We start from the raw sequence: 13,518 nt of genomic DNA on the forward strand, positions 1-13,518 counted from the left end.
GCTCCCGATAGCAGTGTGTCAGTCACACAATCTTCAACTGATAGAGTGCTATCGGGAGCAAGCCCCCTCCCACATTTGACTGTGGTGAGGCAGGGCTACTTGGGGTAACCGGCCCGCTTCATTTCCCGCTCGGTGGTGGTCTGTGCGGCCGTCAGTGCGGCATCCACCGTCTGCTGGCCGGTCAGCGCGCCGGAGAAGAACTTGCCGACCTGGGTACCGATCGCCTGGAACTCAGGAATGGTCACCAACTGAATACCGATATACGGCACCGGTTTTTCGGTGGGTTTGGTCGGGTCCGCGACTTTCAGCGATTCCAGGGTCACCTTGGCGAACGGCGCGGCCTTCATGTACGCGTCGCTGTAGGTGGATTGGCGCGTGCCTGGCGGTACGTTGGCGACGCCGTCGGTCTTGGCGACCAATGCGCCATATTCCTTGGAGGTGGCCCAGGTGGTGAACACCTTGGCGGCGTCCTTGGCCTTGGAGCTGGTGGGGATCGCCAGGCTCCAGGAGTACAGCCACGAAGTGCCCTTGTCGGTCTTCTCGTGTGGAGCGAAGGTGAAGCCGACATGCTCGGCGACCTTGCTCTGGCTCTTGTCGGTGACAAACGAGCCGGCCACGCTGGCGTCCACCCAGATTGCGCACTTGCCGCTGTTGAACAGCGCCAGGTTCTCGTTGAAGCCATTGCTGGACGCACCCGGCGGGCCGGATTTTTTCATGTTGTCGACGTAGAAATTCAGCGCGTCTTTCCACTCGGGGCCATTGAATTGCGGCTGCCACTTCTCGTCGAACCAGCGTGCGCCGTAGCCGTTGGCCAACGTGGTGATCAGTGCCATGTTTTCGCCCCAGCCGGCTTTACCGCGCAGGCACAGGCCGTATTGCTCTTTGCTCTTGTCGGTGAGTTTGGCCGCGTATTCGCCGATCTGGCTCCAGGTCGGATGCTCGGGCATGCTCAGCCCCGCGTCCTTGAACAGGTCGGTGCGGTAATAGGTGATCGAGCTTTCGGCATAGAACGGCAGGGCGTACAGCGAGCCTTTGACCGACAGGCCGTCGCGTACCGAAGGGAACACATCATCGAGGTCGTAGGAAGCCGGCAGGTCCTTCATCGGCTCCAGCCAGCCCTTGGCACCCCAGAGTGCGGCTTCGTACATGCCGATGGTCAACACGTCGAACTGGCCGCCCTGGGTGGCAATGTCGGTGGTCAGGCGCTGGCGCAGCACGTTTTCTTCGAGCACCACCCAGTTCAGCTTGATCTCCGGATGCTCGGCCTCGAAGGTCTTCGAGAGCTTCTGCATGCGGATCATGTCGCTGTTGTTGACGGTGGCAATGGTCAGGGTTTGCGCGCCGAGGCTGACGGCGCTGAGGGTCATGCAGGTCAGCATGCAGGTAGAGACAAGCAGAGCTTTTGCTGTGAACTTCATCGCGCACTCCATTTCCGCGCCCAGAGGGCTACAGAAGGACGGTTATTGTTGTTGTGTCTTCCCACAGGGAGTCAGGAAGAGTGTGCGTTGATTACAGCCCTCAAATGCGCCGGTGACAAATCCTTGGGAGCACTGAGACTGATACTTTTTTGCACTGCACGGGCACGGCGGTAGCGCAGCGTCATGGCGCGCTCACCTGTTACTTCTGACAGTAGACGCAGAAAAACAACGGGGAGTTAATGGCGTGGCATACACCAACCTGGAGATGTTTATGAATCCTTTCCGTGTAAACCTCAAAAGCAATAAAGCCCTATTAGTCTTGATGATTGCAGGTTTTATCAGCGCTTGTAGCACCGAATCGCCATTGGCATCACGAGAACCGGAATGTACGAAAGAAGGCTATTTTAAAAGCACCAATGTGGTAGGTGGATTCCATCGGTGTGTTTATAACGCCAACATCCAGCGGTATATTCAATACCCCTACAACTGCCCGACCGGGTTGGAGTTCGATGAGTCCGTGCGTACCTGTGTAAGACCCTGACGGAACTGCCTGTCCCCAACATTTTCAAGCCGCAGCAAGCCAGTTAAAAGGGATCGGTACCCAGGTACCGATCCCTTTTTCACCTCTACATCACGGTCGGATACGGCGTCTGCGTGATACAGATATCATCGATGTCATACACCCCGCCGGTGGTCGGGTTTCTGACCGAAACGGAGGCCTCGAACGGTTTGCCGGGCAAATAACCGAGCGGCACATTGACGCTGAGCCAGGTATTCAACGTGGGCACGTTTTGCGTCCATTTCAACGTGCCCAGATGAATCTCGACAAAGGTCGGCGCCCCAATCGCGGCAAACTTGCTGATCCTGTAGCGGAAGCTGACGCGGTAGTAGCCCTCGGCGGCGGGCGTCAGCACTTTGTACAGGCTGACGCCCCTGCCGGTAGTCGGTGTCGACTGCCAGAAATAGTTGCCATTCGACTCGCGGCGAATGCCTGCGTCCGGCCATTCACTGAGCCAGTAGTTCATGTAATTGTCATTGAACGTCGTGCACTCCTTGATCATCACGCTTTGCAGCGTGTAACGGGTGGGTGGAAATTCAATCGCTTGCAATTCATCCCTTACGCCATTGAGCGCCGCTTTGAATTGCAGGGTCAGCTGGCTGCGATTGCCAAGGTCTCGCAGGTAGTTGATCAATACGGTTTCCAGGTGATAACCCTGGCTGATCCAGGCCGAGTCGACCTCGGCCTTGTTCGAACCATTCATCAGGGTCAGGTTATGCGGCGTACCGTCGGCTCTGAAACCGTACAAATACAGCCATACGGGCAGGTGTGGGGCAATGAATGGGAAGGTCGTCACCCTTGCGGTGGCGTTGCCGGGCAGGGCGTCCACATCGATCACGCCGCTGGCGGATGCTTGATCGATACGAATCACGGTTTTTCTCAGTTCGCTCAGCGGCAGGCTTTCAAGATTGACCGTGAGCGGTACCGAGGGCCGGGTTTGCCCGCCTCGCGTCACCGTATACCTGATCGTGAACTGCGTAGGCGTGTTGCCGATATTCGCGGCGATCACTGAAGCGGGCACGTCGATGATGACGGTGCCATCGGTTTCGCCATACTTCGGCCCGATCACTGCCGAGCCTGCAGCGGTTTTACCCACGATCTCCACGAAGATGATGTCGCTGGTATACATCGGGCTGATGGAAACCTGCACATGCGCCCCGTACTGTGCGTTCAAGGGGGCCAGGGTGACCAGTGTGCCGGAGCCGGTTGCCTCGATCAGGGTCGGCACCGGGAACTGAGCGGGCAAGGCCTGAATGGTATAGCGCCGCTCCTTGAACCAGACCGCATTGGCCAGATCGGCGCTGCGGTCGAACGTTACTCCAAAGCGCATTTTCAGTGGGGAACCGTCCTTGAGCTTGCGCAATTCAGCGACCGGCGCCGGTGGGCGAATACCGTTCAATTCGCCGTCCTGTGTCACCAGGTCTGCCGTGTAAAAGGTGTGGTAGAACGGATAACCGTCAGCGTAGGTGCCGGACATCTCGAACCACATGCGCTGGAACCGATGACTGAAGTGCCAGCGGTCTTCAATGGCGCGTTCGGTACCGTTCAATGTGCCGATATTCAGCACGCCATCATAGGAGTGGCCTTCTATGTAGGGTTCAGGCAGCGGCGGTGGCAACAACTCCAGGGCCAGCACAGGCGAAGGGGACTCGTGCTCGCCCCGCATGACGAAGTACTGCACGTGGATGACGTGTCCCTGGGCCTGGATGTTGGCGCCCACCACCTCCGGGTCGATATCAAGGTGCAGGACTTTCGAAGAGCTGCCGTATTGGGTCTCGCAGTAAGTGCCGATGCCCGCAATGCCGGTCCAGCAACAGCGAACCTGATGGGAAGGCAGCATCTGCGGGTACTCGACGACGACAGTCGCGCCCTTTATCGCGGCCACCGCCGCCAACTGGTCGGGATAGCGCGTGGCCTGCACGACCTCGGGACGCTTGAGGGTCAGCGCCTGGCCCACGGTAATGGTCCGGCGCTCCGAATAACGGCGTCGGCTGCCGTCCTTGGGTGCCAAGGCGTAGCTCAGGCGGATTTCCTTATTGTCATTGGCAATGACGAACGCTTCGTCCACCAGGACCACTACCGGCTTGCCGGCCGTATCGGAATAGAGTTCGACTTCCCCTCCCGTGGTTCCGCTGGCGTTGGCGCCCAGCCATGCCCAGATGAACTTGTCCCCAGGGAACGTGCGTGTGTAGGGCAACGTCAGCTTGAGCTGACCTCCGATCACGCTGGCTGGGTCCAGGTTGTCGAACACGTCGACATACTGCAATTGCGGCGCCGGCAACTCGGCGACGACCGATCCGAAAATGACTTCCAACACTTCGGACTTGCGCACCGTCTGTACGCCTGGGCCAAGCGCGCGCATTTGATGGTCATTGACGAGGTAGTAGACCTTGACCGGTCCCACGCCAATGAAGGGCGCAAAATCTCCTGCAGTACGATGCGAAAGCGGTCAGGTGGCGGTGGGGCGCCGGCATTCACGGTTTCTTCGTATTCAATCAGTCCGCCGCCAGGTCGCGGTGCTTCCATGCGAAAGGTCACGCTGTTGCTGGGGGCGTAAGGGCTGTAGACCGGGAAAATGGCTCTGATGAAAGGGTGTTCCGGATCAATCAGGCCGCCCTCGTCCTGCTCGATTCGCATCGGGGGCATCATTTTTTTCGTGCCGAACACGCGAATACTCAGGCGTCGAGACGCGCGCAGGAAGGCGCCGCTGGCCGTTGTCAGGATATATTCGATGCGCAGTTGGCCATCGATCACGTCTTCAAGGTACTTATTGTCCAGCACGATGGAGGACGAAAGGCCGATGCGTGCAGGAAAACCAGGCAGCGTCACCACGCTGGATGAGCCATCCGGGTAAAACTGGGTCAGGGTTACATGGATCAGCGCGCCGGCGGGGGTAGGTCTGGCGGTATCATTGGGCGTAGCGGGCAGCGTTCGAGGAACGACCATTTCCGCAGTGAACACCTCGTCTCCATGGGTATCAAAATTCAGCTCGTCGACGGACTCACCGCCGACCACGAAGTGCGGCCGATCAAGCAAGCCGAGTTCAAGGTCGGTCTCCAGCTTGACCACCTTCGACCACTGCGGGTCTTCCCCGGAATAGTTGAGTACGCGGTCAAACACCCGGAAGAGAATCGAGACTGCGCCGCTGCCCCCTGAAATAATCGTTTGTTCAGGTACATGCACGATGATGGGCTTGGTGCCATCAACGTGTTGCTGATCGATTTTTTGAAAAATAGCGATACCGTTCCACCACACTTCAATAGTGTCGCCTACCGTGCAGAACGGATAAAAGTCACAGGTCAAGTCCACTCCTGCCTTGGCACGCTCGGCGTCCAGCGGCGTGTATTGCAGGTCTTCAGGCAGGTGTATCACCAGGTTCGAGTGGAACCATGGGTAGATGCTGCGACCACCTGGCCGTGAGGTTTTGGTGTACCAGGTCTGAGGTGGGGATGTGCTGGGCGTGGCGCTGCCCACTCTGATCACTTCACCGAAGCAGGGATAAATCGTGCCCTCGGGCACCAGCGATGCAGGAATGACCAACTGCACACGGTCCTTGTACAAATCTTCCGGGTAAACCTCGCCTGCACCCAAGGCGTAGTTGGTACTGCCGGCGAAAAATTTATAGGTGTCACCGACATTGAAGTTCGACCATTTTTCAAAGCTCACAATCAGCCACGGATCGATCTGTCGAATGCCCAATCCTACGTCAGCATCCAGATTCGGCTGCAGTGCGCCGTTGACGTAAGGCGGGTCAAGGTTGACGGCGGAGGGCGATGCGGGCTGGTGGGGCGGGGATTCACACAGGGGAATGGACAGGTTGGAGGACGTTGGTTCTTTCATCGTGAGCGCTCCTTGTACAGTGGTGAAACCGGGCAAGGAAATCACACACCCCTGGCAGCAGAGCGGATAGCTGTCAAAGTTGACAGAAGCGACGAGTGGTTGCGTCAGGCTCAGGCCTGGTTACGCTCGGTCAACCGTTGTACGGCCAGGCGCCGATAGTGCGATGGGGTCATGCCCTTGAGCTGCTGAAAGCGCCGGTTGAAGTTGGAAATGTTATTGAAGCCCGACTCAAAGCACACATCCGTCACCGCCTTGTCGCCATCGGCCAGCAACTCGCAGGACTTGCTGATGCGCAGCCGGTTGACGAACTCGATAAACGTGCGCCCGGTAGCCTGTTTGAACACGCGGGAAAAATAGGTGGGCTTCATGCCCAGGTAGTCCGCCACTTCCTCCAACGGTAGCTCGCGGGCGTAGTGGGCAAAGATATAATCCACCGCGCGGTTGGTGCGGTCGATGCTGTGCTCATCGGCCAGCTGCGGTGTAGTGGCACCCGACAGCAGATGGTAGTCCTCGCAGGCGCTCAGTACTTCCAGCAAGATAAAGAAGTGCCCCAGCCGCGCCATGCCCTGGGTGTCTTCGATGCGCTGCATCAGATCCATGGCTCGCGCGATGGTGGTTTTGCAGCGGAATTCGATGCCGTACTGGGCGCGTTCGAGCAGCGGCGCCAGGCTTCTGAGTTCGGTGAAGATCTGACTGCCGTTTTCCAGCAACTCGTCGGTAAAGTTCACCAGCATGTCGCGCTTGGGGACTGTCTCATCGGCCTCCACCTGGCTGATCCAGTTATGCGGCAAATTGGGGCCCGTCAGGAACAGGCTTTCGGGATAGAAGTTGCCGATGTAGTCGCCAATGAACACCTTGCCGGAACTGGCGACGATCAGGTGCAGCTCGTATTCCTTATGGAAGTGCCAGCGCACCAGCGGGCAGGGAAAGCCGTGCTGGCGATAGATGATGGACAGGCCGTTATGGTCGTCCATCAACTCGTAGGAAGGGTCGGTGATGCGCGTTGCTCGGGTCATGTTGCCGTCGCTTTATTGTGGGTGCCGCGTAGGATAATGCCCCGTTGCGCGTGACCTCGCCAGCGGCAGCGCTATAGGGTGCGGTTTTTTGCTTCGATCCACTGGGACATGTACTGGGTGCTCTTGTGCGCATGATGGCGCAGCATGCTGCCGGTGAAGTTGTCCCGGCGATGGGCGGCGAGGTTGCCGCGGCACTGCTCCAGGCACGCTACCAGAGCGGGCCCATGAATAGCCTGGTCATAACGCCGGGCCAGAAGCTGGCGACCGTGTTCCTGGGCTTCGGTCCAGCGCTCGCGGTCCTGGTAGAGGCTCACGGCGGCAGAAGCCAGAGCCGGGGCGTCGTGTTCGATCACGCCCGGCCAGGGCTGGTCATCGCCCATGGCCTCGGCGCCGATCGGGGTGGTGACATTGGGCGTGCCGCACAGCATCGCGTCGACCAACTTGCCTTTGATCCCCGCACCAAAGCGCAGCGGCGCCAGGCAGATGCGTGCGGCCGTCATCACTTGCAGCGCATCTTCGGCCCAGTTCATCACATGAAAGCCCTGCGTCGGGTTGTGCAGGGCGGTGGCCTTGGGCGGGGTGTAGGCGCCGTAGATGTGCAACTGGGCGCCCGGTAATTGCTGGCGGATCAGCGGCCAGAGGCTGTGCTTCATCCACAGTACCGCGTCCCAGTTGGGCGCGTGGCGGAAGTTGCCGATGCTGAGAAAGTGCGCGCGGTCTTCGAACGGCGCAAAGGCTGCGGTTGGCGGCTCCATCATCAGCGGGCACCAGTGGAGCAGGGCGGCGGGCACCTTGAACTGCTCGGTGAGCAGGCGGATTTCCACGTCGGAGATCATCAGGCTGATGTCGCAGCGGTAGATCGCGGCAATTTCGCGTTTGGCCAGGTCAGTGTCGGCCATCCGTTGGAATTCCTGCTCCAGGTCCGGGGCGAACAGGGCGGTGAAGTCATCAGTGTCCGGATCGGCTTTGAGCGCCGCCTTGAGCCGTACGTGCCGGGCGTCGCGCAGGCTTTGCAGGTCGGAGGTTTCCAGCACGCGCAGGGCGTCGGGGCAGCCTTTTTCCACGCGCCAGCCGAACTGTTCTTCCATCATGAAGCGGTCGAACAGCACGATGTCCGGCGCCAGCTCACGGATGAAGTCGTCGAAGCTGCTGTTATTGAGCTCAATGGCGCATTCACGGATGCCCAGCGCCGGCAAGTCGGCCTTGTGCTCGCCGATGGTGGCCGGGCTGCTGAAGGTTATGTCCCAACCTTGTGTAAGAAAACTCTGCAGAATTTGCATCATATGCCCGCCCGCAGCCGAAGAACGCGGCTCCGGCCAGACGTAACCGATGACCAGGACTTTGGTGGCGGGATGATTCATCGGCGTTGATTTCCTTGAAGGGCAGGCGAAAAGCGCGCAATTAAACCACAACCAGATGGCATGACAATTTGTGTCTGGCGGTAGGTAGCCAACGGACTTTGTGGTTAACTTCGGCCTCTCGATTTCGTTTAACCAAAACCCAGCATAAGGATTCCGTTCATGGCTCAAGTTACCCTCAAAGGCAACCCGGTCCAGGTTGAAGGCGAACTGCCGAAAGTCGGCGCCAAAGCTGCAGACTTCACCCTGACCGCCGGCGATCTGTCCAACGCCACCCTGGCCACCTTTGCCGGCAAGCGCAAAGTGCTGAACATCTTCCCAAGCGTTGACACCCCAACCTGCGCGACCTCGGTGCGCAAGTTCAACGCCCAGGCCAACGATGTGGAAAACACCGTAGTGCTGTGCATCTCCACCGACCTGCCATTCGCCCAGGCGCGTTTCTGCGGTTCCGAAGGCCTGGAAAACGTGAAGAACCTGTCGGACTTCCGCGATTCGGATTTCGCCGTTGATTACGGTGTGGCGATTGCCGACGGCCCGCTCAAGGGCCTGACCGCTCGCGCGGTGGTGGTGCTGGACGAAAACGACACTGTGCTGCACAGCGAGTTGGTCAAGGAAATCGCTGAAGAGCCAAACTACGACGCGGCCCTGGCTGTGTTGAAGTAACTGTATCTGCGCGTGACTGTCGTTTGGCAGTAACACGTATGATGCATGATTGCGGCCTGGCCTAGTCCAGGCCGTTTTTATTTGAGCGTCAGCGGTTTAGCGAAATAGCCGGTGGACTAAGATCAATAGTTAAAAGTTGTAAGCCCAAGGTAAATAGCCGGTAAAGGTGCTTTTCTAAACGCACCCCAGTGCTTATCTTTCAGCCTCCCAAAGAAGAAGCTCTCGCGCCCAATGGTTGATCACTCCATGCAATCCTCCTCCCGCAACTCCCGTCGCTGGCTGTTCGGCCTGCTTGTGCTGCTGGTTATCGCCGGCCTGTGCTGGAAATTCTGGCCCGGCAGCGCGGCCCATAAGGACGCTCCGGCCGGGCACACCGGTAAAACCGGCATGGCGCGCCCGGGTTTCGGCGGTGCTACCGGCCCGATTCCGGTGCGTGTGGCATCGGTGGCGCTGGGGGATTTTCCGGTGTACTACAAGGCGTTGGGCACGGTGACGGCGCTCAACACCATTAATGTGCGCAGCCGGGTGGGCGGCGAGCTGGTGAAGATCGCCTTTGAAGAAGGGCAGATGGTCAAGGCCGGCGACTTGCTGGCGGAAATCGACCCGCGCAGCTACCAGAACGCCTTGCTCCAGGCCCAGGGCACGTTGTTGCAGAACCAGGCCCAGCTGAAAAACGCCCAGGTCGACGTCGAGCGCTATCGCGGCCTGTATGCCCAGGACAGCATCGCCAAGCAGACCCTGGACACCGCCGAAGCGCTGGTCATGCAGTACCAGGGCACGGTCAAGACCAACCAGGGCGCGGTCGACGATGCCAAGCTGAACCTTGAATTCACCAAGATCCGCGCACCGATTGCCGGTCGCGTCGGCCTGCGTCAGCTCGATGTCGGCAACCTGGTGGCCGCCAACGACACCACCGCCCTCGCGGTGATCACCCAGACCCAACCAATCAGCGTGGCCTTCACCCTGCCGGAAAATACCCTGGAAACCGTGCTCGCCCGTTACCACGCCGGCAACAAACTGCCGGTGGAAGCCTGGGACCGTGGCGACGCGAAAAAGCAGGCGGTGGGCGTGCTGCAAAGCCTGGACAACCAGATCGACGTGACCACCGGCACCCTGAAATTCAAGGCGCGCTTCGATAACAAGGATCAGGCGCTGTTCCCCAATCAGTTCGTCAATGTGCATCTGCTGGCCGACACCCTGCACAACGTGGTGCTGGCACCTTCCGCTGCGATCCAGTTCGGTAACAGCGGCACCTTCGTCTACAAGCTCGATGGCGACAAGAAGGTCAAGGTCCAGCCGCTGGTGGTGGGCGACACCGATGGCGACAACACCGTGATCAAGCAAGGCCTCGCGGCGGGTGATCGGGTGGTCATGGAAGGCACCGACCGTCTCAAGGACGGCAGTGAAATCGAAGTGGTCAACGACAGCAGTGAAGTGCCGACCACCCCGACCGAACACCTGCAAGGCAAGCCCGCGGCAAAAGGGGAGACCGGTACTGACGCCGGCAAGGCGCAAAAGGTCGGCGCATGAACCTGTCGCGCCTGTTCATCCTTCGCCCGGTCGCCACCACGCTGAGCATGCTGGCCATTGTATTGGCCGGCCTCATCGCCTATCGCCTGTTGCCGGTGTCGGCCTTGCCCCAGGTGGACTACCCGACGATTCGGGTGATGACGCTGTACCCCGGCGCCAGCCCCGACGTGATGACCAGCGCGGTCACCGCGCCGCTGGAGCGCCAGTTCGGGCAGATGCCCGGCCTGACCCAGATGGCGTCCACCAGCTCCGGCGGCGCGTCGGTGCTGACCCTGCGCTTCAACCTCGACATCAACATGGATGTCGCCGAGCAACAGGTACAGGCCGCGATCAACGCCGCCACCAACCTGCTGCCCAAGGATTTGCCGGCGCCGCCGGTGTACAACAAGGTCAACCCGGCGGACACCCCGGTACTGACGTTGGCCATCACCTCCAAGACCATGCTGCTGCCCAAGCTCAATGACCTGGTCGACACGCGCATGGCGCAAAAGATCGCGCAGATCAGCGGTGTCGGCATGGTCAGCATCGCCGGTGGCCAGCGCCAGGCCGTGCGCATCAAGGTCAACCCCGAGGCCCTGGCGGCCAACGGCTTGAACCTGTCGGACGTACGCACCTTGATCGCCGCGTCCAACGTCAACCAGCCCAAGGGCAATTTCGACGGCCCCACGCGGGTGTCGATGCTCGATGCCAACGACCAGTTGGTCTCGCCCCAGCAATATGCCGAACTGATCCTGGCCTACAACAATGGCGCGCCGCTGCGCCTTAAAGACGTGGCAGAAATTGTCGACGGCGCCGAAAACGAACGCCTTGCCGCCTGGGCCAATGAAAACCAGGCCGTGCTGCTCAATATCCAGCGCCAGCCGGGCGCCAACGTGATCGAGGTGGTGGACCGTATCAAGGCACTGCTGCCGAGTATCACCGACAACCTGCCGGCGGGCCTGGACGTGACGGTGCTCACCGATCGCACCCAGACCATCCGCGCGTCGGTGAAAGACGTGCAGCACGAGTTGCTGATCGCCATTGTCCTGGTGGTAATGGTGACGTTCCTGTTCCTGCGCCGAGTCAGCGCCACGCTTATTCCATCCATCGCCGTGCCGCTGTCGCTGATCGGCACCTTTGGCGTGATGTACCTGGCGGGGTTCTCGGTCAACAACCTGACGTTGATGGCCCTGACCATTGCCACCGGGTTCGTGGTGGACGATGCCATCGTGATGCTGGAGAACATCTCCCGCTATATCGAGGAAGGCGAGACACCCATGGCCGCCGCGCTCAAGGGCGCCAAACAGATCGGCTTCACCCTGATTTCCCTGACCCTGTCGCTGATCGCCGTGCTGATCCCGCTGCTGTTCATGGCCGATGTGGTCGGGCGCCTGTTCCGCGAGTTCGCCATTACCCTGGCCGTGGCGATCCTGATTTCCCTGGTGGTGTCCCTCACGCTCACGCCGATGATGTGCGCGCGCTTGCTCAAGCGTGAGCCGAAAGAAGAGGAGCAGGGCCGCTTTTACAAGGCCAGCGGCGCCTGGATCGATTGGCTGATCGAAGCCTACGGGCGCAAGTTGCAGTGGGTGCTCAAGCACCAGCCGCTGACCCTGCTGGTGGCCATCGCCACCCTGGGCCTTACGGTGGTGCTGTACCTGGTGGTGCCCAAGGGCTTTTTCCCGGTGCAGGATACCGGGGTGATCCAGGGCATTTCCGAGGCGCCGCAGTCGATCTCCTTTGCGGCGATGAGCCAGCGCCAGCAGCAACTGGCGAAGATCATCCTGGCCGATCCGGCGGTTGAAAGCCTGTCGTCCTATATTGGCGTGGACGGTGATAACGCCACGCTCAACAGCGGCCGCTTGCTGATCAACCTCAAGGCCCACGGGCAGCGCGACTTGAGCGCGACGCAGGTGATCGCGCGCCTGCAGCCGGAAATCGACAAGTTGGTGGGCATCCGCCTGTTCATGCAGCCGGTGCAGGACCTGACCATTGAAGACCGTGTCAGCCGCACCCAGTACCAATTCAGCATGTCCTCGCCGGACGCCGAGCTGTTGGCCCTGTGGAGCGACAAACTGGTGCACGCCCTCAGCCAGTTGCCGGAACTCACCGACGTGGCCAGTGACCTGCAGGACAAAGGCCTGCAGGTGTACCTGGTGATCGACCGCGATGCCGCCTCGCGCCTGGGCGTCAGCGTCTCGACCATCACCGACGCGCTGTACGACGCCTTCGGCCAACGGCAGATTTCCACCATCTACACCCAGGCCAGCCAGTACCGCGTGGTATTGCAGGCCCAATCGGGCGAAACCTTGGGCCCGGCCGCGCTCAACCAGATCCACGTGAAGACCACCGACGGCGGCCAGGTACGGCTGTCGAGCCTGGCCCATGTGGAGCAGCGCCAGGCGCAGTTGGCGATTGCCCATATCGGCCAGTTCCCGGCGGTGATGATGTCGTTCAACCTGGCCCCCGGCGTTGCGCTGGGCAAAGGCGTCGAGCTGATCAACCAGACCCAGAAGGACATCGGCATGCCGGTCGGCGTGCAGACCCAGTTCCAGGGTGCGGCCCAGGCATTCGAGGCCTCGCTGTCGAGCACCTTGCTGCTGATCCTGGCGGCGGTGGTCACCATGTACATCGTGCTCGGCGTGCTCTACGAGAGTTATATCCACCCGATCACCATTCTCTCGACCTTGCCTTCGGCGGCGGTGGGTGCCTTGCTCGCCTTGCTGCTCAGTGGCAATGACCTGGGCATGATCGCGATCATCGGCATCATTTTGCTGATCGGTATCGTCAAGAAGAACGCGATCATGATGATCGACTTCGCCCTCGACGCCGAACGCAACCAGGGCCTCGACCCGCAGACCGCGATCTACCAGGCGGCTCTGCTGCGCTTCCGGCCGATCCTGATGACCACCCTGGCCGCCTTGTTCGGTGCGGTGCCGTTGATGCTGGCCAGCGGTTCCGGTGCCGAGCTGCGCCAGCCCCTGGGCCTGGTGATGGTCGGCGGGTTGCTGGTGAGCCAGGTGTTGACGCTGTTCACCACGCCGGTGATCTACCTGTATTTCGATCGGTTGGGACGGCGCTGGCGCAAGTCTGACATCGAGGAAGTGGTGTGATGGGGGGGGTGAAAGCAGTTGTAAGCGGCAAGTTTCAAGCTGCAA

General features: G+C 60.3%; 8 protein-coding genes. 4 read left to right on the forward strand and 4 right to left on the reverse strand.

Annotated features, from left to right (window positions below; all coding sequences use genetic code 11):
* Positions 1–95: 95 nt before the first annotated feature.
* Positions 96–1,379, reverse strand: a complete 1,284-nt coding sequence (locus C4J92_RS11345; RefSeq protein ID WP_372237497.1) for a sugar ABC transporter substrate-binding protein — start codon at positions 1,377–1,379, stop codon at positions 96–98.
* A 283-nt stretch (positions 1,380–1,662) separates the two neighbouring features.
* Here C4J92_RS11345 and C4J92_RS11350 point away from each other — a divergent pair, with 283 nt between their 5' ends.
* A complete protein-coding gene (locus tag C4J92_RS11350; protein WP_124403885.1) occupies positions 1,663–1,959 on the forward strand; it encodes a chitin binding peritrophin-A domain-containing protein in 297 nt (98 codons plus the stop codon).
* A gap of 85 nt (positions 1,960–2,044) precedes the next feature.
* Here the strand turns inward: C4J92_RS11350 and C4J92_RS11355 are convergent, their stop codons facing one another.
* The 3 genes from C4J92_RS11355 to C4J92_RS11370 form a co-directional block, all read right to left on the reverse strand.
* The gene (locus C4J92_RS11355) at positions 2,045–4,339 is read right to left on the reverse strand and encodes a hypothetical protein (protein ID WP_164487531.1); all 2,295 of its coding nucleotides are present in this window, start codon (positions 4,337–4,339) and stop codon (positions 2,045–2,047) included.
* 1,588 nt (positions 4,340–5,927) lie between these two features.
* Complete coding sequence (locus C4J92_RS11365; RefSeq protein WP_124362431.1) at positions 5,928–6,833, reverse strand: AraC family transcriptional regulator; 906 nt, start codon at positions 6,831–6,833, stop codon at positions 5,928–5,930.
* Positions 6,834–6,904: 71 nt separating this feature from the next.
* Positions 6,905–8,194: a glycosyltransferase gene (locus C4J92_RS11370; protein WP_124403888.1), complete on the reverse strand. Its 1,290-nt coding sequence runs from the start codon at positions 8,192–8,194 to the stop codon at positions 6,905–6,907.
* Between the two features lie 159 nt (positions 8,195–8,353).
* Here C4J92_RS11370 and tpx point away from each other — a divergent pair, with 159 nt between their 5' ends.
* The 3 genes from tpx to C4J92_RS11385 all read left to right on the forward strand — a co-directional run bounded on the left by tpx (position 8,354) and on the right by C4J92_RS11385 (position 13,473).
* Positions 8,354–8,854 carry a thiol peroxidase gene (gene tpx, locus C4J92_RS11375; RefSeq protein ID WP_124370392.1) on the forward strand — a complete coding sequence of 167 codons (501 nt, stop codon included), beginning with the start codon at positions 8,354–8,356 and terminating at the stop codon, positions 8,852–8,854.
* Between the two features lie 231 nt (positions 8,855–9,085).
* Complete coding sequence (locus C4J92_RS11380; protein ID WP_124403889.1) at positions 9,086–10,384, forward strand: MdtA/MuxA family multidrug efflux RND transporter periplasmic adaptor subunit; 1,299 nt, start codon at positions 9,086–9,088, stop codon at positions 10,382–10,384.
* A complete protein-coding gene (locus tag C4J92_RS11385) occupies positions 10,381–13,473 on the forward strand; it encodes an MdtB/MuxB family multidrug efflux RND transporter permease subunit (RefSeq protein WP_124403890.1) in 3,093 nt (1,030 codons plus the stop codon). Before C4J92_RS11380 ends, C4J92_RS11385 begins: the two co-directional genes overlap by 4 nt.
* Positions 13,474–13,518: the final 45 nt, after the last annotated feature.

This window comes from Pseudomonas sp. R3-18-08 (assembly GCF_003852065.1).
Taxonomy (GTDB): Bacteria; Pseudomonadota; Gammaproteobacteria; order Pseudomonadales; family Pseudomonadaceae; genus Aquipseudomonas.

What these genes read in the sequence shown, in the direction of transcription:
- C4J92_RS11370 (WP_124403888.1), bottom strand. Translation starts at nt 8,194, where the DNA reads ATGAATCATCCCGCCACCAAAGTCCTGGTCATCGGTTACGTCTGGCCG.
- C4J92_RS11385 (WP_124403890.1), top strand. Translation starts at nt 10,381, where the DNA reads ATGAACCTGTCGCGCCTGTTCATCCTTCGCCCGGTCGCCACCACGCTG.
- C4J92_RS11355 (WP_164487531.1), bottom strand. Translation starts at nt 4,339, where the DNA reads ATGCGCGCGCTTGGCCCAGGCGTACAGACGGTGCGCAAGTCCGAAGTG.
- tpx (WP_124370392.1), top strand. Translation starts at nt 8,354, where the DNA reads ATGGCTCAAGTTACCCTCAAAGGCAACCCGGTCCAGGTTGAAGGCGAA.
- C4J92_RS11345 (WP_372237497.1), bottom strand. Translation starts at nt 1,379, where the DNA reads ATGCTGACCTGCATGACCCTCAGCGCCGTCAGCCTCGGCGCGCAAACC.
- C4J92_RS11365 (WP_124362431.1), bottom strand. Translation starts at nt 6,833, where the DNA reads ATGACCCGAGCAACGCGCATCACCGACCCTTCCTACGAGTTGATGGAC.
- C4J92_RS11380 (WP_124403889.1), top strand. Translation starts at nt 9,086, where the DNA reads ATGGTTGATCACTCCATGCAATCCTCCTCCCGCAACTCCCGTCGCTGG.